This window comes from Pirellulales bacterium (assembly GCA_035533075.1).
GTDB lineage: Bacteria > Planctomycetota > Planctomycetia > Pirellulales > JAICIG01 > DASSFG01.
Map to the genome: position 1 here is coordinate 1 of DATLUO010000264.1, position 19,949 is coordinate 19,949.

Annotated in this window: 20 protein-coding genes; 5 read left to right on the top strand and 15 right to left on the bottom strand. The window is 63.4% G+C overall.

Annotated features, from left to right (window positions below):
- Positions 1–187 precede the first annotated feature (187 nt).
- From VNH11_32895 to VNH11_32925, 7 genes are all read right to left on the bottom strand, one after another.
- A complete protein-coding gene (locus VNH11_32895) occupies positions 188–967 on the bottom strand; it encodes a 4Fe-4S dicluster domain-containing protein (protein ID HVA51186.1) in 780 nt (259 codons plus the stop codon).
- A 186-nt stretch (positions 968–1,153) separates the two neighbouring features.
- Positions 1,154–2,680, bottom strand: coding sequence for an NADH-quinone oxidoreductase subunit C (locus tag VNH11_32900; protein ID HVA51187.1), 1,527 nt, complete (start codon positions 2,678–2,680; stop codon positions 1,154–1,156).
- Positions 2,677–3,381 carry a PTS sugar transporter subunit IIA gene (locus VNH11_32905; protein HVA51188.1) on the bottom strand — a complete coding sequence of 235 codons (705 nt, stop codon included), beginning with the start codon at positions 3,379–3,381 and terminating at the stop codon, positions 2,677–2,679. The genes VNH11_32900 and VNH11_32905 overlap by 4 nt, the downstream gene beginning before the upstream one ends.
- Before the next feature lie 111 nt (positions 3,382–3,492).
- Positions 3,493–5,322 (bottom strand): SulP family inorganic anion transporter, encoded by a 1,830-nt coding sequence (locus tag VNH11_32910; GenBank protein HVA51189.1) that lies wholly within the window; start codon positions 5,320–5,322, stop codon positions 3,493–3,495.
- A 201-nt stretch (positions 5,323–5,523) separates the two neighbouring features.
- The gene (locus tag VNH11_32915; GenBank protein HVA51190.1) at positions 5,524–6,774 is read right to left on the bottom strand and encodes a hypothetical protein; all 1,251 of its coding nucleotides are present in this window, start codon (positions 6,772–6,774) and stop codon (positions 5,524–5,526) included.
- A 245-nt stretch (positions 6,775–7,019) separates the two neighbouring features.
- On the bottom strand, positions 7,020–7,415 hold the full coding sequence (locus VNH11_32920) for a type II toxin-antitoxin system PemK/MazF family toxin (GenBank protein HVA51191.1): 396 nt from the start codon (positions 7,413–7,415) through the stop codon (positions 7,020–7,022).
- Positions 7,416–7,421: 6 nt separating this feature from the next.
- Positions 7,422–7,883, bottom strand: a complete 462-nt coding sequence (locus tag VNH11_32925; GenBank protein ID HVA51192.1) for a hypothetical protein — start codon at positions 7,881–7,883, stop codon at positions 7,422–7,424.
- A gap of 210 nt (positions 7,884–8,093) precedes the next feature.
- Between VNH11_32925 and VNH11_32930 the strand changes: the two genes are divergently transcribed.
- From VNH11_32930 to VNH11_32940, 3 genes are all read left to right on the top strand, one after another.
- Complete coding sequence (locus VNH11_32930; protein ID HVA51193.1) at positions 8,094–8,963, top strand: RimK family alpha-L-glutamate ligase; 870 nt, start codon at positions 8,094–8,096, stop codon at positions 8,961–8,963.
- A 544-nt stretch (positions 8,964–9,507) separates the two neighbouring features.
- Positions 9,508–10,767, top strand: coding sequence for an FAD-dependent oxidoreductase (locus VNH11_32935; GenBank protein HVA51194.1), 1,260 nt, complete (start codon positions 9,508–9,510; stop codon positions 10,765–10,767).
- Positions 10,768–10,799: 32 nt separating this feature from the next.
- Positions 10,800–11,015 carry a DUF2892 domain-containing protein gene (locus tag VNH11_32940; protein HVA51195.1) on the top strand — a complete coding sequence of 72 codons (216 nt, stop codon included), beginning with the start codon at positions 10,800–10,802 and terminating at the stop codon, positions 11,013–11,015.
- A 127-nt stretch (positions 11,016–11,142) separates the two neighbouring features.
- Here the strand turns inward: VNH11_32940 and VNH11_32945 are convergent, their stop codons facing one another.
- The 5 genes from VNH11_32945 to VNH11_32965 all read right to left on the bottom strand — a co-directional run bounded on the left by VNH11_32945 (position 11,143) and on the right by VNH11_32965 (position 16,249).
- The gene (locus VNH11_32945; protein ID HVA51196.1) at positions 11,143–11,703 is read right to left on the bottom strand and encodes a hypothetical protein; all 561 of its coding nucleotides are present in this window, start codon (positions 11,701–11,703) and stop codon (positions 11,143–11,145) included.
- 245 nt (positions 11,704–11,948) lie between these two features.
- A complete protein-coding gene (locus VNH11_32950; GenBank protein ID HVA51197.1) occupies positions 11,949–12,548 on the bottom strand; it encodes a response regulator in 600 nt (199 codons plus the stop codon).
- Positions 12,545–14,074 carry an ATP-binding protein gene (locus VNH11_32955; GenBank protein ID HVA51198.1) on the bottom strand — a complete coding sequence of 510 codons (1,530 nt, stop codon included), beginning with the start codon at positions 14,072–14,074 and terminating at the stop codon, positions 12,545–12,547. The genes VNH11_32950 and VNH11_32955 overlap by 4 nt, the downstream gene beginning before the upstream one ends.
- A complete protein-coding gene (locus VNH11_32960) occupies positions 14,067–14,801 on the bottom strand; it encodes a response regulator (GenBank protein ID HVA51199.1) in 735 nt (244 codons plus the stop codon). Before VNH11_32960 ends, VNH11_32955 begins: the two co-directional genes overlap by 8 nt.
- 284 nt (positions 14,802–15,085) lie before the next feature.
- Positions 15,086–16,249 (bottom strand): protoglobin domain-containing protein, encoded by a 1,164-nt coding sequence (locus VNH11_32965; protein ID HVA51200.1) that lies wholly within the window; start codon positions 16,247–16,249, stop codon positions 15,086–15,088.
- 694 nt (positions 16,250–16,943) lie between these two features.
- Here VNH11_32965 and csrA point away from each other — a divergent pair.
- Together csrA and VNH11_32975 are read left to right on the top strand one after the other, a co-directional pair.
- A complete protein-coding gene (gene csrA, locus VNH11_32970) occupies positions 16,944–17,162 on the top strand; it encodes a carbon storage regulator CsrA (protein HVA51201.1) in 219 nt (72 codons plus the stop codon).
- Positions 17,163–17,167: 5 nt separating this feature from the next.
- Positions 17,168–17,575: a response regulator gene (locus VNH11_32975; GenBank protein ID HVA51202.1), complete on the top strand. Its 408-nt coding sequence runs from the start codon at positions 17,168–17,170 to the stop codon at positions 17,573–17,575.
- Here the strand turns inward: VNH11_32975 and VNH11_32980 are convergent.
- Genes VNH11_32980 through VNH11_32990 form a run of 3 tightly spaced genes read right to left on the bottom strand, consistent with a single transcriptional unit; the run spans position 17,550 to position 19,866 of the window.
- Positions 17,550–18,215, bottom strand: a complete 666-nt coding sequence (locus tag VNH11_32980; protein ID HVA51203.1) for a TrkA family potassium uptake protein — start codon at positions 18,213–18,215, stop codon at positions 17,550–17,552. The genes VNH11_32975 and VNH11_32980 overlap by 26 nt on opposite strands.
- 1 nt (position 18,216) lies before the next feature.
- The gene (locus VNH11_32985) at positions 18,217–19,599 is read right to left on the bottom strand and encodes a potassium transporter TrkG (protein ID HVA51204.1); all 1,383 of its coding nucleotides are present in this window, start codon (positions 19,597–19,599) and stop codon (positions 18,217–18,219) included.
- A gap of 36 nt (positions 19,600–19,635) precedes the next feature.
- Positions 19,636–19,866: a hypothetical protein gene (locus VNH11_32990; GenBank protein HVA51205.1), complete on the bottom strand. Its 231-nt coding sequence runs from the start codon at positions 19,864–19,866 to the stop codon at positions 19,636–19,638.
- Positions 19,867–19,949: the final 83 nt, after the last annotated feature.

Here is a 19,949-nt window from a genome sequence, read left to right on the forward strand (position 1 = left end):
TGCGAGATTGGCTGGCGTCAAAGATCCACCTGCACGGCCAGCGTTACAGCGCGGCCGAGTTGGTCGAGCTAGTGACCGGCGCGCCTCTGTCGCACGAGCCGCTGCTGGCCCATCTGCGGGCGAAATTGACGCCGCTTTACGAGTTGACGTAGGGTGGGCCGGCGCTCGCAAGCTCGCTGGTCCCACCCTACGTTGCCACGTGAGCGCTGTCCAGCCGGCCGAGCAGCCGCAGCAGACCGTCGAGAATCGTCCACGGATGCGGCGGGCAACCGGGCACGTAGAGATCGACCGGCAGTACGCTGTCCGCGCCGTTGTTGACCACCGAATGGCCGATGTAGGGGCCGCCGGAAATCGCACAGGCGCCCACCGCGATCACCAGCTTGGGCGGCGGCACCGCCTCGTAGGTGAGCAGCAACGCCTCGCGCATGTTTTCCGTCACCGGACCCGTGATGAGCAGGCCGTCGGCGTGACGCGGCGAGGCCACGAAGTCGATGCCGAAGCGGCCCAGGTCGAAGACCAACGTCGTCAACACGTTGGTGTCGGCCTCGCAGCCGTTGCACCCGCCCGCGCTCACCTGACGCAGCTTCAATGACCGTCCGAACAGCCGCCGCGCGCGCTCGTCGAGCTCGTGGGCCAGCTCCAACGGCCGCTGGCCATCGATCACGAGGTCTTCGCGTCGGCGCGTCGCCAGCCGATATTCAGGCTGGTATTGTACCGCCCCATTGGGACACGCTTGCGTGCAGTCGACGCAGAACAGGCACTTGCCCAGGTCGAGCCGCAGCCGGCCGTCGGCGGCCTCGATCGCCCCGGTCGGACACGCTTCGGCGCACGCCCGGCAACCGTCTTCGCACTTCGCGGCGTCGATCACCGGCAGTCCGCGGAAGCGGTCCGACACGTTGGCCGCGGTCTTCGGAAACGTCGACGTGCGGTGCCCCTGGCGCAGTCGCTCTTGGATGATCTTCAACATAGATTTATTTGTCGAATCAACCGTACGGTAGGACCAGCGAGCTTGCGAGCGCCGGCCCACCATTGCTAGGCGTCAGGCGTCGGGCAAAAGCCAATTCATGTATTTCTGAACCCTGAACCCTTTGTCGGTGGGCCGGCGCTCGCAAGCTCGCTGGTCCCACCCTACAACCTTTTCCACCGCGCTGATTCATAAATCGTGTCCGCAATAGGACAGATTAAAACTCTTGTTGCACAGCGGAAAGTCGGATATCTGCTGGTCGCGCAAGGCCATCGCCAAGCCAATCCAGTTGTGGAACGACGGATCGACGACCTTGTAATGCGCGAAGCGGCCGTCGGCGTCGGTGATGGCCACGTGGCAAATCTCTCCCCGCCACCCTTCCACGAACGAAACGGCCAACGACTCCGGCGCCAGCGGCCCCATCTCGACGCGGACCGGACCGCCGGCCAGCGATTCGAGTTGCTCCAGGATAAACGCACCGGACCGCTGAACTTCAAGTCCGCGGGTATAAGCACGGGCAAACACGTCGCCGCTGGCGCAGGTCGACACCGGAATCTGGCTGAAGCGAAAAATGCCGTGCGGAAAGTCGTGCCGCACGTCGCGATAGACGCCGCAGGCCCGTGCCGCCACGCCGACCAGGCCCAAGGCGTCGCACGTCTCGCGAGACACCACGCCCGTGTTCTCGAACCGCGCCTGCACCGAGAGCGACCGCCAAAGCAACTCGACCGAACCGTACACTTCGGCCAAGGCGGGCGTCAGCCGTTCGATCAGCGTCTGCGTGCGGGCGTCGTCGAGATCGAACATGACGCCGCCGGGCCGCACCATGCCGCGGCCGAAGCGGCTGCCGCAAACGAGCGCCGTGGCGTTGAGAAAGTCGCCTCGCAGCCGGCCGTTGAAGGAAGCGGTGGGCAAGAAGCCGACGTCGCCGGCCAGAGCGCCCAGATCGCCTATGTGGTTGGCCAACCGTTCCAACTCCAAGGCCACGCCCCGCAGCGCCTCGGCCCGCAAGGGCACCGCCGTGCGGGCCAGCGCCTCCACCGCCTGGCAGTAGGCCGTGGCGTGCCCGATGGTCGTGTCGCCGGCCAGCGTCTCCATGTAATGAATGGTCCGCTGGTTGGGGCCGCCGACGAGCGAGCGCTCGACGCCGCGGTGCTGATAACCGAGCGAAATCTCCAGGTGAAAAACGTGCTCGCCGTTGCACTGGAAGCGAAAGTGGCCCGGCTCGATCACGCCCGCGTGTACCGGCCCGACGGCCACCTCATGGATCTCCGGACCGGTGACCTGAAAAAAGTCGGTGACACTCGGCAGAATCTTATCGCCGACGGCCCGCGACCAGGCATCGTGCCCGGCGCGGTACGACGGATGAAAACGAATCGGCTTGAGCCAGGGATGGCCGTGCGGCAGCACGCCCCATTGTTCGGCGATCTCGCGCTCGAACCAATGCGCCTGCGGACAGTCGGGCGTGAGCGAAGGATACTCGTCGGCGACATCGGCGGAGACGACCGACCAGGTTCCGGCCTCGTCGTCGGCGAGCACCGCATACAGCCGCGCCGCTTGCTCGATCGGCCGGCCGAACAGGGCCGAAATGCGGCTTCCGCCTCCGACCGCGTCGGCGACGTTCTGCCGAAAGCCGGCGATGTCGAGCAAGGGTACGTCGGCCAGGCGCACCGTCTCGCCCGGCCTGGCCCCGACCGCGTTGGCGGCAAGCGTCGTCATGAAGCTGCGCCCTCGCTCCCGTTGGTTCCACCGCCGGTGATCTGAAAGGCCCGTGCTGCTTCGATAATTTCGGCGGCCGGCGCCTTGCGAGTCACGAGCCTGCGGAACCGGGGACGACCCAAGGCGCGCGCCACTTGAGTGAGCAGCCGTGAGTGCCAGCGCGCCGTCGGCGAGACCAACACGAACAACGTGTCGACGGCCCTGCCGTCGCCCGCCGCAAAGTCGATCGCGTGTTCGAGGTAGCAGAGGCTCACTTGCGGCCCCGGTACGCTGAGCACCACGGGATAACGCGGATGCGGAATGGCGATGCCGTCGCCCACCGCGGTCGAGCCGAGCCGCTCCCGCGAGAGGAACATGTTCAACAACATTTCACGGTCGAAACCTTCGGGCAGCGGCATGCAGGCCACCACCGCGCGCAACGCGGATTCGACGTTCTGGCCTGGAAGCTGGTAGAAGATGCCGCCCGCGGTCAGCGCATCGGCAAGCGTGTCGTACTGCGCGGCCGAGACCCGATCGCCTTCGAGCAGCTCCGGCGCAACCGTCAGCTTGCGCAGCGTGGCCCACTCGAACAGTTCCGAGCGATTGAAGTGGTATCGGCCGCCGACGCGGTGGGCCGGAAGCTGCTCCTCGCGCACCCAGCGGCGAACGATCCGCTCGCTGACTTTCATCAACCGGCAAACATCATGCACAGTCAGTTGCATTCGCCCTACTCAACTCCGCCTTGTGAATCATTCATCGTCGACCACGCATCTTCTGGCAGCGATAAACGTAATCGATGGTTTTCGTCGGCTGCACGTGACCTCTGCAACTATCTAGTGATGACCGCCTTGGCCGGCGGGCGACGCGGCTTCCAAAGTCGCCGCGGTCCCGATCAAGTTGGCGCCCGCGTCGTCCGGTTCGGCGACGTCGCCGGTGACGCCGCTGCCGACCGTCATGGGAATGCGCAGCCGCATGCTGCTCTTGTGCCTTGACAAGGGACGCGTTTGATCCAGGCCCATGAGCTCCAGGCGGAAATCGCCCGGCCGCGAATTGAACTCGTCCATGTAATGCGCCAGCGTTTCCGAAGTGGTGTGATCGATGAGCGTCACATTCTGGCCCAAGTGCAGGTAAGCCACCTGCGCCTCCGGCGGCACACGCTGCAACTCGCGGATCACGTGAAACAGGTTGAAGCACACCAGCGGGCGATCGAAGAAGAGGTTATAGACTCCGTCGGAGCAGGCGCGCTCGCCCACGGGATTACGGAACAAGTTCACCAGACGCACGGGCAGTGCCGGCCGGGTGGCGTCGTCCGCACCGAATAAGTTGTGGTGCAGCCCCGTGTACCAAAGGTTCAGCATCAGCTTCAGGCCGATGCCGATGCCCACGCCGATCAGCAAGTCGGTGGTCACGGTGGCGAAGACGGTGACCGCGCAGATGAAGAACTGCTCGGCGCCGATATGCGCCACGTGCCGCCACACTTTGGGCCGGCAAAGCTTGAAGCCGATGAACACCAGGATCGACGCCAAGACGGCCGTCGGCACCATGTTGATCCAGGTGCGCGCGAACAACAAGAAGAACAGCAGGAAGCAGGCGTTGTAAAAGTTGGCCCATTGCGTGCGGCCGCCGCCGATGATGTTGGCCGTGCTCTTGACGATGCCGGGGATGATCGTCAGTCCGCCGAGCATGCTGGAGGCGACGTTGGAAACGCCCATGGCTTCCAGCGTGCGGTCGGGGTCCGACCGCCGGCGGAAGGGATCGATCTTGTCGACCGCGTTGATCGTCGCCAACGACTCCGTGCCGTCGATCAACAGCAGTGTGACCACCATGTATCCCAAGGGGAGCCAAAGGCGAACGTCGCCGAAGACCGTCGTGAACTTGGGCAGCACGATGCCGTTGGCCAGCGGAGCGGCGGGTACGTTGATCAAGTTTTCCGGCGCCAGGTTGAGAAGATACCGGCTGGCAAGCGTGCCCAAAAAGAACACCCACACCGGCGGCGGCAACATCTTGAATAAACGCCCCGGCACGGCCGAAAGAATGAACAGCGTCGCCACGCAGGCGATGCCGAGTCCGAACACCTGAACGTTCATCGCGCTCAGCTTCGAGGGAGTTTCAGCCAGGATTTCCCAGAACTCGTGGGCCTCGAATTTCTGTCCCAGCAACAGCGGGAATTGCTTGACGATAATCAGCAGTCCGATCGCCATCAGCATCCCTTCGATGGCGGCGGCGGGGAACATGGCGCTGAGCCGCGCCACCTTGAGCTTGGCGAGCACGACCTGCAACAGGCCGGCAATCGCGATGGCGACCAGCACCAGAGGATACCCCGCCGCCATCACCTCCTCGTTGGAAGCTTCGCCGCCCAAGTAAACTCCGCCCATCCAGGCGATGCCGGCGTAAATCGCGGGCGCCAGTCCCGCGGCCGGGCCGCTGATCGTGACGTACGACCCGCCTAGAAAAGGAAGCAGGAAGCCGGCGATGATGGCCGAAACGATGCCGCACACCGGTGGCGCCCCCGACGTGATGGCGATGCCCATCGAAAACGGCAGCGAGATCATTGCCACCATGAAGCCGGAGCGCAGGTCGTAGCGCCAGTGCTTCAATCCGGCCAGGCCGTTTTGCGGTTTTTCCAGGGCGACGGGCGGGGCGGCTTCCACGGAACCGTGCATTGCAGAAGACTCGCAGAGGAGGGAGGGACCGGGATCAGCATTTCGCAGCAAGCCCCGCGCTGCCGCCCAGGCATACTAAATAGTCAACGCATAGGCTGCCCCAGCATAATGCGGGCGAGGACCTCCCGCAAGTGCCTTGCAATGGCCGTGTTTTCCTTGAAAAACTGCAAGACCCAGGCACTCGCCCGCAAGTAACTTGTGCTAATCGCTCTGTTCAGCGAGGTGACGCGCCTCGCGCAGCGATCGCAACAGTCGCTGTACTTGCTCGTGTCCGGCCGCAGTTTGTGAGGCGACCAGGGCGCCACAGTTGGGGTACTCCACGATCGATCCCGGTCCGCCAAACTCGTCCCAGCTATTCGCAACCACATTGGCCCTGATGATCTCGACCAACGACGGATAATCGAACCGTGGCGCCGAGCGAACGTCGGCCGCCGCGGTCGCCAAGTCGAGCACGGGATAGACCTTCGTGGTCAGCATGTTCTCGGCCTCGGTCTTCGACGTGATCATGAGCACCTCGTTGTCGGGCACGTCAGATCGCGGCGGTATGTGCGAGCCGAGCACAAGGTCGCGTAGCAACTTCGCCACCTCGCAATGCACCGCGCCGGTTTGCTTGACGATCGACAGTCCGGCGAAGGGATGCACGACTCCGCTGCCGCCATTACGCTCCCAGCTTTTCGGTTCGACGATCTGCGGCAGCAGGTCGGCAAGTTCCGTCGCCCAGGTGTCGAGTTGCTTGGCATCCGCAGGCATGCCGATGCTACCCATTCCCATACCGCCCATTTGCGCCAGGATGCCGGACCGTTCGTTCAAGCCGAACCCGCCAAGACCCATCCACGTGCCCCACGTCGCCGGGGCGTTGAGACGGTAAATCCGGGTCGTTACGTCGTCGTCATCGTTTTCAGGTTCGGGCACCTGCGGTCGCTCGGCCAGTTTGAATTGTTTGTCGCGGGCGGCGCGCAGCGCGGAGAATAACTCTTCGATTTCTTCGTGGACTTCGTCGCTTTGCGGGATGATCAGCGCCCGGCCGGGATGGAACGAGCTAAAGCCTTGGTTGCCTACGTCCCATGTTGTCGGCGCCACGGTCGACATGATCAGTGATTCCAACGTACCGTAGTCGCTTTCCTGTCGCGAGGCGGGTTTGCCGTCGATCGTGAGCAGGTCGCCGACAAGATAAATCCTCGCAGCGATCAGGTTCTCGGCTTCTGTGTTGCTGGTAATCAACAGCCATCCATCGCGTACGAGATAGGTCAGATCGAGCTCGCGGAGAAGCAGCCGCAGGGCCGAGCGCAATGAAATATCTCGCACGCTGAACGTTATGGGCGCGTCGCTGCCGATGCTGTCGGCCAGCGCCTTTTCGTCGGCTCGCACCTGAATGTGGTGATGCTGGCGAACATGAGCCAGCACGTTCGCGAGCGGCTGCTCCTTGAAATCGAATTCCGTGGTTTCGTCCAATGCCTTGCGGATGCGGGCTTCGCCCGGCGTCGGCGCAGGCAGCGAGGTCTGCCCCCACGCGGTTGTGATTACAGAACGACCAAGCCAGCGCTGCGAGTGCAACACGATTGAGACGGGACATGCGGTCCATGACTCTGTTCCTCAAGGAGACGTGATCGCCAAACGCTCGCGGCTCGAACGGTCGCGAGGCAGACCGCCTTGATTGTAGCACGGCGGCAGGCGCAATGCCGCCCGGCCGGTCGCCACTATTCTGCCGGCTTGTTCTTATCGCCCTTGACGGCACGTTCTTTGTCGGCCAGCCAATTGCGGATCTGCCGCACGATGGCAGCGGGTGCGCGTCCGCGGACCTTGATGACATTCGCTTGTGGAACCACTTGCAGCCAAGTTGCCTTGACCACGCAGGCTTCGCCGAGTCCCGTGATCGCGTGGCCGCCGGGTTTTGTCGGAATCGCAAACCACCCGGAGCGAAGCGGCGTCTCGAAACTCGTGGTGCAGACGGCAACTCGCAGATCTTCGCCAGCCTCGATTTCGGCCTGCGAGTTCAGCACGACGGCGAAGTGTTCGCGCGCGGGTTTTCCGGTCGGGTCGTTGACCTGAGCCAGGATGATCGTTCCTGGGCGAATGGTTGGCTGCGCTGCCACAGATGTCTACGTGGAGGCCTCACCGGTGGAGAGAAGGTGCGCGGCAATGGCATCAATGCGTTGTGACGACAGCGCCGTACGTTCCAGCTCATCCCACTCGGCGTCTTCCTTGAGGATCTCTCCTGCTTCGTCGCAACAGGCGCGCAGCCGTTCGATTCTCGCAGTGTCGAAACCGTGGGCGTTGTATTCCCGCGCGATTCGGCCGAAACCTTCCAACGCGCGCACCGACGTTTGCAGCCACTCTTCGTACAACTCAATGATCCGCCTCTCCAACGTCTCATCGTATTCGAGGTCCTCTTTGGCGACCAACGTACGATAGTCGTCGTTGAGCTCCTTAATGCTTTGGAAAAGGTTACACCCTTGTGCAGCGACGTCGGCAAAATCGAAGCAAAGCACGGCGACGTCGTTGGGGCCGAGCACCGCGTCGTGGGCGACCTGGGTCCGATAAAGACCGGCGCGCTGTTCCAAGTAAATGAATCGGGCTTCCGCCGTTGCCATAATATGACGGCCTCCGGTCAACGGTACGCGAGTTTGGTGATTGTCCTCCATTGTAGCCCACGAACCTGCAACGGCCCAGCTTGGCCCCGTCGCCAATCGGATTTCTACAAAGGACCCCTGACGCCTGCCCCAGACGCCTGCTATACAGGGCTTGTTTTGAAATGGGAGTCGTTATTTCGAATGCACATCGCCGTCTTGGCCTCGCCCGATAGCTGGTATCTCACGGATTTGAATCGCGCCGCCGCCGGCCGGCACGAGCTGGTGCCGGTGACATTCGCCGAGTTGGCGGCGACGCTTTCATGCACCGGCGCGTCGGTCGCCAGCGGCCTGACGCGGTTGGAGGCGATGGATGCCGTCCTGGTGCGGACGATGCCGCCGGGCTCGCTGGAACAAGTGGTGTTCCGCATGGACGCGCTGGCACGCCTGGAGGCGGCGGGCACGCTCGTGCTCAATCCGCCGAAGGCCGTCGAGGCGGCCGTCGATAAATACCTGACGAGTGCGCGGCTGTTGGCTGCCGGCCTGACGATTCCACGCACGACGGTTTGTCAGACCGCCGACGCCGCGATGGCGGCCTTTGCCGATCTGGGCGGCGACGTGGTGCTGAAGCCGCTGTTTGGCGCCGAAGGCCGGGGCATTACTCGCTTGAACGACGAGGCGCTGGCGCTGCGGGCCTTCAAGATGCTCGAGCAGCTCGGCGCGGTGCTTTATCTGCAAGAGTTCCTGGCCCACGAAGGCGCCGATCTGCGGCTATTGGTGATCGGCCAACGCGTGTTGGGCATGCGGCGACGCAATCCGCTCGATTGGCGCACCAACGTCAGCCGCGGCGCCACGGCCGAGCCGCTGGAAGTGACGCCCGAACTGGCCGAGCTGGCGCATCGGGCGGCCTCCGCCGTCGGCGCACCGTTGGCGGGCGTCGACCTTTTGCCAGGAACCGACGGCCGCCTGTACGCCATCGAAGTCAACGCGGTGCCCGGCTGGAAGGCGCTGGCCCGTGCGCTGAACGTCGACGTGGCGGCCATGATCCTGGACTACCTCGCCACTCGCGTTTGAGCCGGTGAAAACTTGGGCTTTTGCATGGGTTGACGGTATTTTGCTTAAACGGTTTTTGTTCCGGCGAAGCGTAGGGTGGGACCAGCGAGCTTGCGAGCGCCGGCCCACCGTTTGCGACGTCGATTACGGTGGGCCGGCGCTCGCAAGCTCGCTGGTCCCACCCTACGGCGGCGGCATAAAAACGGTACAACTCCCAGAACGCCGCAAGGCCAACTCTTCACCGGCCCAGACTCTGCCCCAGCCACCGCCAATCTCTCATTCTCGGCCGCGTGAAGTATACCGTCGCTGGCGGGTGGTTGAAGCGAATGCGTGCGTGTTCGCGCGCATGTGCGCGCCGCTTTGTCCCGGTTTGAGCCCCCCGATGATTCGTTGTTGCCCAAAAAACACGGAGCGGGGCGTCCGAGCCCTAGGCGGCACGCCGTCTGCATAAGGGCGTGTACTTGAGCCGAGGCGCCGACGACGTCGCGCGGTAGGCCACCGAGGTTCCGGCGCGCCGGGACTGCGGTCGAAGGCGGTTAACGAAACACACAGAGGAGCCAAGGCAATGGCAGCCAAACCAAGAGTCGTTGTGATCGGGGGCGGTTTCGGCGGGCTGGAAGCAATCTTCTACCTGCGACACAAGCTGGGAGAGCGGGTCGATCTGACGCTGGTTTCCGACCGCCCGTATTTTCTGTTCAAGCCGAACACGATTTATATTCCTTTCGGCGCCGATCCCGAGCGATTCAAAATTCCGCTGGACCGCCCTGCCCGACGCAAAGAGATCACGCTGGTGCAGGACCGCGTCCGCGAAATCGACCCCCAGAACAAAACCGTCTCCGGAGAAACGTCGCGACTGCGTTACGATTACCTGGTGGTCGCCACCGGAGCAGCCATGCGGCCCGAGGAAATCCCCGGACTGAAAGAGCACGCGTTGACGCTCTGGACGCCCGACGAAATGCTGGCCCTGCGGGCGGCCTTGCAGCGGACGGTGGCCAAGGCCCGCGCCCACGAGCGGCAGCGAATCCTGTTTCTCGTGCCGCCCAACAACAAGTGCTCGGGGCCGCTCTACGAGCTGGTGATGATGATCGACACATGGCTCCGCGAGCAAGCGTGCCGCGCGGAGGTCGAGTTGGTGTGGGCCACGAAAGAGGACGGCTACATTCAGGCCTTCGGCCCGCGGCTCAATACCGTGGTGGCCCAGGAGTTCGAAGAGCGAAAGATCGAAGGGCACAAAGGATTCGTGGTCACGGGCATCGAACCGAAACAAGCCCTGTTTCAAAACGGCGAGCGGTTGGCCTTCGATCTGCTCGTCAGCTTTCCGCCGTACATCGCCGGCAACCGCTATCCCAGCCTGCCGGCCGACGAGCGGGGTTTTATTCCGGTCGTGCCCGACAGCCGCCGGGTGAAGGGGTTTGAGGAGATTTTTTCGGTCGGCGACGCGGCCGATTTTCCGATCAAGCAGGCGTTTTTGGCGCTGCTGCAAGGCGACGCCGCGGCCGATCACCTGGCGGCGGAGATTCTGCGAACGAAGCCGCAGGTGAATTTTGAGCCGATGAGCATGTGCGTGATGGAAGAGCTGAACAAGGCCACCTTCGCCCAGGTGCCGCTGAAGTACACCGGCGATCTCAAGAATCCGGTGGACGTGGAAACGGGCGACGTCGAGCACTATAAAGTGGGCGTCTCGCCCGTATGGCGATTGGGCAAGAAGGTGCTGGGCGTGTACCTCCCCTGGCGGTTCGGCCACGGCGAGCCGTTCCATGCCGGCCTGGCGTGGGGCGCGATGGACCTGGGCCTGAAAGTGATGGCCCGCGCGTTCGCGGACTGAAGTAGGACCGATTGAACCCGAGGTGAGATACGATGACTATCGAGCGTGCGCTTCGACTTGTGGCCGGGCTGGTCGTGCTGGTCAGCATCGCGCTGGCCGTCCTTCACAGTTCCTTCTGGTTGGTGTTGACGGCCTTTGTCGCCCTGAACCTATTGCAATCGGCCTTCAGCGACTGGTGCCCGATGGTCTGGGTACTGGAGAAACTCGGTTTGCCGCACTGCATTGATCGACGGCGCAAAACTTCGTAGGGTGAGACCAGCGAGCTTGCGAGCGCCGGCCCACCATGAAAACGACGTCGGTATCGGTGGGCCGGCGCTCGCAAGCTCGCTGGTCCCACCCTACCGCCGCATCCATCAATCGACGCACGACAAAGCACTAATACCCGGACGGGCCGCGCAGCGCGCCGCCCATGTAACCGCCGACGCTGGTGGCCGGATTCAGCCGGCCGTTGTATGGGCGCGGAGTGAACAGCCCGACGCCTGCTCCGCTCGACTGCGGCCAAGGCGAGACCGAATAAGGCTGGCGGCCCAGATAGACCGGCCCGCCACGGAGCAAGTCGTTCTGGAAACTGCCGGCCATGTAAGGCGCCATGGTTTGGGCGTCGAAGCGGGCCAGTTCGGCATTGTACTCGGCCATCTTTTCTTTGAGGTACCACCGCTGATACGACTTCGGCTCGTAGCCCAGCCACTGGGTTCCATTCCAGTAGGCCCAATGCCCCCCGTCGCGATAATACCACCAGTGACCGTTGTGAAACGAGTAGCGCCAGCGGTTGGCCGCGGAGCCTTGGGGCGGCGTTTCAGGCCGCTGCCGAACGTGCATTGGGTCGAGGGTGGCAAGCGGCCGGCTCGATACACCGCCCGTGCGCGGTCCCGCCGCCAAGACCGCGGCCGGCAAAACCGCCAACAGACACGCTGCTTGAAATCCCGTTCGCCACATAAAGATACCCCCCAGCACCAGATAAACCCCGTTGTCACTAACGCTGCAAATTATAAGCCGAAACCGCCAAGGCAGCATCGCAATGACAGATTTGCAATTCGCAATTTGCAATTTGAAATCGGTACGGCGCCCTCGCGTTCGGCCCAAACCTACTATTGCAAATTACAAATCTCAAATTGCAAATCGTGACCCATGCCCGCCCGTGCTCCGCGGCCACAGTTGTGAGCCATGCCGCTCACAACCGCTCACTTGCCGTTGGCCGGCCGAAGGGCCTTTTCAAGCGCCAACACCGCTTGGGCCGCGTCAATCAGCTTCTGGTTCTTGTCGGACGCCAACTCCTGCAAACGGCGGAAAGCACTGCGCTCGTCGATGTTGGTGACCTTCATCAACACGCCCTTGGCCTGCTCGATGATGCGGCGGTCGGCCAATGCCTGGCGCAAGTCGGCCGCTTCTTTACGCAACTCCATAAGTTCGGTGAACCGGCGCATGGCCAAAGCGATGGCCGGCTCCAACGCGGCCTTGCCGATCGGCTTGACCAGATAGGCCAGCACGTGATCGGCTTCCGCCCGTTTTATCAGTTCCGCGTCGTGATAGGCCGAAACCAGGATGATCGGCAGCGGACGGTCGGCACAAATCGCCTGGGACGCGTCGATGCCGTCCATGTCGGGCATCTTGATGTCGCTGATCACCAGGTCGGGCTTGAGAGCGCGGCAATGCTCCACGAGTTCGACGCCGTTTTCCGCCACCGACACCACCTGGTGGCCCAAGGTCGGCAGCATGCGCTCGAACCAGTCGCGCATGTCGGCTTCATCATCGGCCACGGCAATCCGCAAGGGCTCATTCATTCCATATCTCGGGGCAAGGTGACGACAATCTCCGCGCCGGGGCCGGGCTGCTCGACCGCTTCGATCAGGCCGCCGTGCGACTGGACGATTCTCTTGGCAATCGCCATGCCAAGACCCGTGCCTTTCGTCTTGGTGGTGTAAAACGGCTCAAAAATTCGCTTCCGCTGCTCCGCGGTCAGTCCCGGTCCGTCATCGCGAAAGGCGATCCGCACGGCGGGCCGGCCGTCGAGATCGGCCGCCGTGCAGGCCACGCTGATTTGGCCCTCGTCCGGGACTGCGCTGACGGCGTTTTCCAAAATGTTCCGAAACACCTGGTCGATGGCGAAGGGGTCGACGCGGCAGTGCATGTCGCCACAGTCGATTTCTTCGACAAACTCCACATTTTTACCGTGGCCGATCTGTGCGAGATGCGACCATGTTTCGCGCCACAGTGTACGCAGATCGCACACGTCGCGCTTCAGATTGATGGGGGCAGCATAGGTGCGCACCTCTTCATAGAGGTGCTGCAGGTGCTCCTGGGCCTTCTCGATGCGGCGGACCAAGTCGAGCGCCGCGGGCCGGTCTTCCACTTCCAAGGCCAGCATTTCCAAACAGGCCTTGCTGCGCTGCAAGGCGTTGCGGCTCTCGTGCGTCAGGCCGGTCATCATTTGGCCGATGGCCGCCAACCGCTCCGCCTGCAGCGCTTTTCGCTGCGCCTCGTTGAGCTCGGTCACGTCGTGGCCGATGGCCAGAATGGCGGGTTGCCCGTCGAAGTCGGCCAGCGTCTCCGCGTTCCAGACAATCGAGCGCCGCAGGCCGTTTTTGCACCGCAGCGTATCTTCGAAACCTCGGGCGGGCGGCGACTCGCTGACCAGCAGGCCGCGGACGCGGTTGTCGTCGAGCAGCGTATCTTCGAAACCTCGGGCGGGCGGCGACTGGGGACGGGCGGCGAGCATCCGTTGGATGAGCTTGCGGCGGCCGGCACTGTCGCCAAAGACGGTGGCGAAATCGTGTCCCAAGACTTCGGCCTCCGAATAGCCGGCAAGACGCTCCGCAAAGGGATTCACGTACAAGATGGCGCCGTCGGTCCGCAGAATGACCGTGAGTGTGGGGGCCGCTTCGACCAGCGTGCGAAAGGCGGCTTCGCTGCGGGCCTTGGCCTGTATCAATCGCCGTCGCTCGGCGGCCCGCTCCAGGCCCGCCCGCAACGCCACCGGGTCGATCGGCTTGATGATGTAATCGGCCGCGCCGTTGCGCAGCGCCGTGATGGCCCCCTCCAGATCGGCGCAGCCCGTGGCCACGATCACGTCGGCGTCGGGCGCCAGCCGCTTGAGCTTGGGCAGCAACTCTTCGGCGCTGCCGTCGGGCAAACGGCGGTCGAGAATCACCATCACCACCTCCGACCAGGCGCGCCGCGCGAGCGCCTCGCGCATCGTCCCCACGGCATCGACCCGGTAGCCGTCCTGCTCGAGGATATCGCAAAGATTGGCACGCGTGTCTTCGTCGTCTTCGACGACCAAGACCGTCATCGGTGCGCGGTCATTCATGCTTGGCCAGTTTTTCCAAGGTTTCCAACAACACGGGCATGTCGAACGGCTTGTAGCAGGCGGCGTCGGCGCCCTCAAAAAGCGTTTGTTCGACGAGTTGCTCCATCTCGCTGCGCAGGCCGGTGATGAGCACCGTGCGGGCCTGCGGGTTCGCCTGCCGCACCAGACGGAAAACTTCGGCCCCGCTGCCTTGCGGCAACTTCATGTCGATCAGCACCACGTGATGCGCGCGTCGCTGCAGACGCTCGGCGGCGTCCGGGGGGGCGTGGGCCAGACAAACGCGATAACCTCGCTCCCGCAACAGGTCCCACAGCGATTCGCAAAGATCGTGGTCGTCGTCGACGATCAGCACGACCGGCTGTTCCAGCGCCTCGTCGACCAGCCCCAGCAGTTTCGACAGATCGACGGGCTTGGAGAGAATCTGCCAGGCGCCGGCGGCGAGCGCGTCGCTGGCCGTGTGGCTGCTGGCGTAGGCGGTGACGACGATGGCCACCGTGCCCGACTGGAGTTTTTTGATGCGGCGATACAACTCCAGCCCGTCCATGCCGGGCATCTTCAGGTCGAGCAGTGCCACGTCGTAGGTGTATTGCTGGACCAGTTCCAGCGCGCTGGGGCCGTCGTAGGCCACATCGACCTGGTAACCCAGATCGCTGAGAATATCGGACAAATTGGCGCAGGTGTCGACTTCATCGTCAACGACCAAGATGCGCGGGGATGGAGGGGGCATCGTTAGGGTTCGGGGTTCGGGGTTCGGGGGGTTCAGGGTTCGGGGTTGGCCAGTCCCGAACAGTTGTAAGGTGGGACCAGCGAGCTTGCGAGCGCCGGCCCACCGCAAACGACGTCGCTATCGGTGGGCCGGCGCTCGCAAGCTCGCTGGTCCCACCCTACATGCGGAGCCAATCCAAAATCCAAAAAACGACGTCGCTATCGGTGGGCCGGCGCTCGCAAGCTCGCTGGTCCCACCCTACTTGCGGAGCCAATCCAAAATCCAAAATCGAAAATCCAAAATCCCTATCCGGCGGCGGGCAAACGCACGGTAAAGCGGCTGCCGACGCCGAGTTCGCTGGTCACGTTCAGCTTGCCGCCGTGCTTGTCAATAATCGATCGCGTGATGGCCAGCCCCAGGCCGATGCCGCGTGCCTTGGTCGAATAGAGCGGCTCCATGATCCGCTCCAGGTTCTCCTTCGCGATGCCCGCACCGCTGTCGGCCACGGTCGCGGCCACCTCGCCCTCGAGCGGTTGCGCGGAGATCGTCAGCGAGCCGCCCTGAGGCAGCATGGCGTCGCGGGCATTGCGTATCAAGTTGCTGAATACGATTTGCAACTGCCGTGAATCGCCCAGCACTCGCGGCAACGAAGCCGGCAGATCGACGGTCACGGTAATCTCTTCGGGCAGCGGGTTCAGCTCCAGCACTTCTTGGATGCAATCTCGCAGCAGAACCGGCTGTAGCTCGGGCACAGGCAGCCGAGCGAAGTCGGACAGCGCGCTGATCACGCGGTCGGCGAGGCCGATTTGGCGGTCGATCCGTTCCAAGTGCTGCTTCACCTTTTCAGGCGCGGGGGCGCGCGTGTTCAAGAGATAATAGATCGACGTCTTGACCACGTTCAAAGGGTTGCGCAGCTCGTGGGCCACACCGCCGGCCACCTGCCCGATGGCCGCCAGCCGGTCGCTCCGCTGCTGCCGCTGGCTGAACTCGGTCTGATAGGCGTCTTCGATGATCGCCAGGTCGAGATCCAAGAGCATGTTCAGCGAGCGGCGGGCGGCCAGCAAGTCGGTCATCTCGCCGGTCCAAGTCTGGTCCAAGATGTCTACCAGACCTCGCCGCAGCCGCGACAGCGCGGCGTTGGTGTAGACCTGCGACAGGCCGATTTCGACATGCCGCAGGCCCACGCGCCAGCGCCGCGAGACGTAGTCTTTGTCGTAACGGCCGGCCACCAGGTCGCGCAACCAGGCGTGCAGCGTCTGCTTCAGCCGGGCGACCTGCTCGGCGCCGCCGGTGATGACTTTGCGGGCTTCCGGATGGCGGTCGATCTCTTCATAAAAGTCGTCGATCAGGCCGACGACGTGCGGCTCGACCAGACCGGCGACGGCCGCCACGCGCCGCGCGTCGTCTTCGGTCCAGCCGACGTACCGCTGCAGTTCCTGGTAGAGCTGATAAATCTTGTTCCAAGGCATGAGCGTAATAGCAAAAAAGCCCGCCAGCCGCGTGGTTTACGGGCTTGCGAGCTTGGTTCCTCCGGAACGTCCGTCGCGAGCGGCCCAGACCCAGTTATCATAAGCGCAAGCGGGACCGCGGAAAAGGGTTCAGGGTTCAGGATGGTAAAGCTTCGCCGAACCCGGTACGCGGGCCCCGTACACCAACCCGAAGCGCCAGCGAGGAACGTGAAAAGGTGGCAAAACCTCGCTTGCGCTTCGGGTTAGTGTGAAAATGGGAACGGGTTCGGCGAAGCTTTACTCAGGATGAGGGATGAGGGATGAGGGATGAGGGATGAGGGACTGGCGCATGGCGCTATGAATGGAATCGGAATTCCCAAGGCCCAAGACCTGAACCCTGAACCCTGAACCCCGAACCCCGAACCCCGACGCCTCCCGCTATTGACAGCGCCCAGCACGACCTTTATGTTGAGCAAGTAGTGCGTACTCTTGCAGGGTGCGCTGCTGACAGGCCGATCATGCCCCGCAGTGCGTTTGCAGCCAGATGGGGTTTTGTCGGCTCCCGCCGCCACGCCAACTTGATTTGCGAGCTTGGCCCCGCCACGTGCCACGGCCCTCCGGCAGGTTCCGGAGTAAGCGTCGTTCCGTTTTTTCGCGCGGAGTCGCACGCGCTTGACTGCTGTCGACCCAAAACAAACAACAAAGGAATGTGACTGTGCTTGTTCTCAATCGCAAAGTGGGCGAGAAGGTGATGATCGGGGCGAATATCGTGGTGACGATCTTGGAAGTCAGCGGCAATACCGTCAAACTAGGGTGCCAAGCGCCGGCCAGCGTGCCGATCCATCGCGAAGAGGTGTCGCGCCGGTTGAACGGCCACGACGGCGCCCCGGCGCGGCGACAGAACGAATCTCCCTATTTTGCCGAGTGTGCCTAAGCATAATGGAGCAACCGTGCTCGTTGCTGTTGGTCGACGACGACGAGGAATTCCTGGAGATTCTCGTGCGTCGTTTCCAGCGCCGCGGACTCTCGGTGGCCAGCGCCACAAGCGTGCCAGCGGCGCTCGACGCCGTCGGCGGCAACGATTTCCACGTGGCGATCGTCGATCGTTCGCTGGCCGGGATGGACGGCATGGACCTGATGGTCCGTCTGCGCGAGCGGCAGCCGGGCATGCAGGTGATCCTGCTCAGCGGCCACAGCGACGAAGCGGCCATCGCCCTGGCCCGCAGTCGCGGCGCCTTCGACTATCTGGTCAAGCCCTGCTCGCTGGCCGACCTGGAAGCCGCCGTGGCCAATGCCTACCAGAGGATGCGGGATGACGTCGCTAGCGAATATCGCCCAGACGATTGAGGTCGGTCTTGCGGCCGATCACGAGCAGAATCTGGTCGTCGGTCAGCTTGTATTCGCCGTCGGGGTTCAAGGTGAGGTTGCCCGTCAGATGGTCTTTCACGCCCAGCACCAGGCAGCCGAACCGGCGTCGCAAGTCGACTTGGCGGAGCGATTGGCCCGCGAAGGCCGTGGGCACGGCGATTTCCACCAGGCTGTGGTCGGCATCGATCACTAAGGCGTCGAGCACATTGGGCCAGGTTATGGCGTCGGCAAGCTGCTCGGCCATTTCCGCTTCGGGGAACACGACCCGCTCCACGCCCAGATGCTTGAGGATGCGGCCGTGCTCGTCGGTCACGCCCTTGACCAGCACCCGTTTGGCCCCCGCCTCGCGCGCGTGCAGCGCGGCCAGCAACGACATTTCGATCTTCTCGCCGAGGCTGATGAAGACCGCGTTGGCCTGCGAGACGAGCAACTCTTCCAGCGTGCCGCGGTCGGTGACGTCGCCCACCACGGCTTCGTGCAGCACATCCTTGAGGGCCTCGACGCGCGCCTCGCAGGTGTCGACGCCCGTCACCCGGCAGCCGTTTTTCGCCAACCGCGTCGCCAAGGCCGTGCCAAACGATCCGAGTCCCAGCACGATGAACCGCTTGCCGTTCTTCATGTCAACCTATCAAAACCTCTTCCTTGGGATATTCTACCCGGTCGCGGCGGTCGCTGCGCGCCAATGCCGCGAACGCCGAGATCGGCCCCAGCCGGCCCAAAAACATCAGCATGATGAGCACCGACTTGGCGGCCGGACCTAACGCGGGCGTGATGCCGGTGCTCAGGCCGACGGTGCCCAGGGCCGAGCAGACCTCGAAGGCGGCGTCGAGAAACACGTGCTGCCCGGCGTGGTGCGGGGCATCCGCCTGTTCCATCACCAAGAACGCCACCAGGGCCGCCGCCGCCACTGTGCAGAACAGGAGCATGGCGGCCATCGCCGTATCGACGCTGCCGGGGGCGACCGAGCGGCGAAAGAAGTTCACCCGCTGACTGCCGCGAAATTTCGACCAGGCATGGCACACCAGCACCATCAGCGTGCTGACTTTGAAGCCGCCCGCGGTGGAGCAGGGGCCACCGCCGACCACCATCAGCAGCATCAAGAAAAACAGCGTGGCATTGGTCAAGGCCGCCATGGGCACGGTCTCAAAGCCGGCGGTGCGAGTGGTGGTCGATTGAAAGCAGGCCACCAGCAGCTTTTCTCCCAGCGGCATGTCGGTCAAGATGTTGTTCCATTCCAGCATCAGAATCACGGCGGCCCCGCCGAACAACAAACCGCTCGTGCCGATGATCATCATCTTGCTGTGCATGGTCAAGGCTTCCCAGCCGCGCAGCCGTCGCGAGCGAAACGCCGCGCCCAGGTCGCGAATCACCGGAAAGCCGATGCCGCCCAGCACGATCAGGCCGATCACCGTGCCGTTGACCAGCGGGTCGGCCCGATATTGCGCCAGACTGCCGTCGTCGAGGGCGAAGCCGGCGTTGCAAAAAGCCGAGACGGAATGGAAGCACGCTTCCCACAAGCGGTTCCCGAACGCGCCGTAATCATCGCCGCCCAGCCCAGGCAACGCCAAGAGCACAAAGCCGACGCCCTCGCACACGAACACCAAGCGGAGGATCTTCCAGATCATGATCCGCAGGTCGCGTTCGGCGCTGCCCAGTGTTTGCGTGAGCAGAACGCGGTGCCGCAGGCTCTCGCGGCCTCCCAGGCGCAGCACGACAAACGTGGTCAGGGTCATGATGCCGATGCCGCCCACCTGAATCAAAGCCAGCACGACGGCCTGACCGAAGCGCGACAGCTCGTTGCCGGTGGAACGGACGGTGAGACCGGTGACGCAGCAGGCGCTGGTGGCGGTAAAAACGGCGTCGACGGTACTGAGTGGCCGGGCGTCGCCGACCACGGCCTGGGGCAAGCTCAACAGCAGCGCGCCGCCGGCGATCAGGCCGGCATACCAGAGGAGCGCGGCGCGGGCCGGATATTGCAAAAGCGAACCCGTGAACCGCACCATCCGAAGTTGATCCTTGCCGTTGCCCTCCGAAGCCGGTCAGTTTACGGCATGCGCGGGAGAGTCGATAAACTGGGTCACGCTGTGGTGATCGAAATAGACGGGCATGAATCCCGGACCGATAAAGATGGCCACGCCTTCCCTGATGACGGTTGCCTCTGCGTGGTCGATCTCAATGCGCACGCCGGTATTGAGTTCGACCGTGAAAGGCTTGAACGGTCTGCGACGTATCATCGCCAGCAGCACTTTCCGAAAATTCTCTTCCGTCACTTGTTCCCTTTCTTCGAAGCCTGCCCCCGAGAGCTTGTTTTCATCACTTTATCCTTCATTCTGTGCTCGCCGCGTGGCGACGG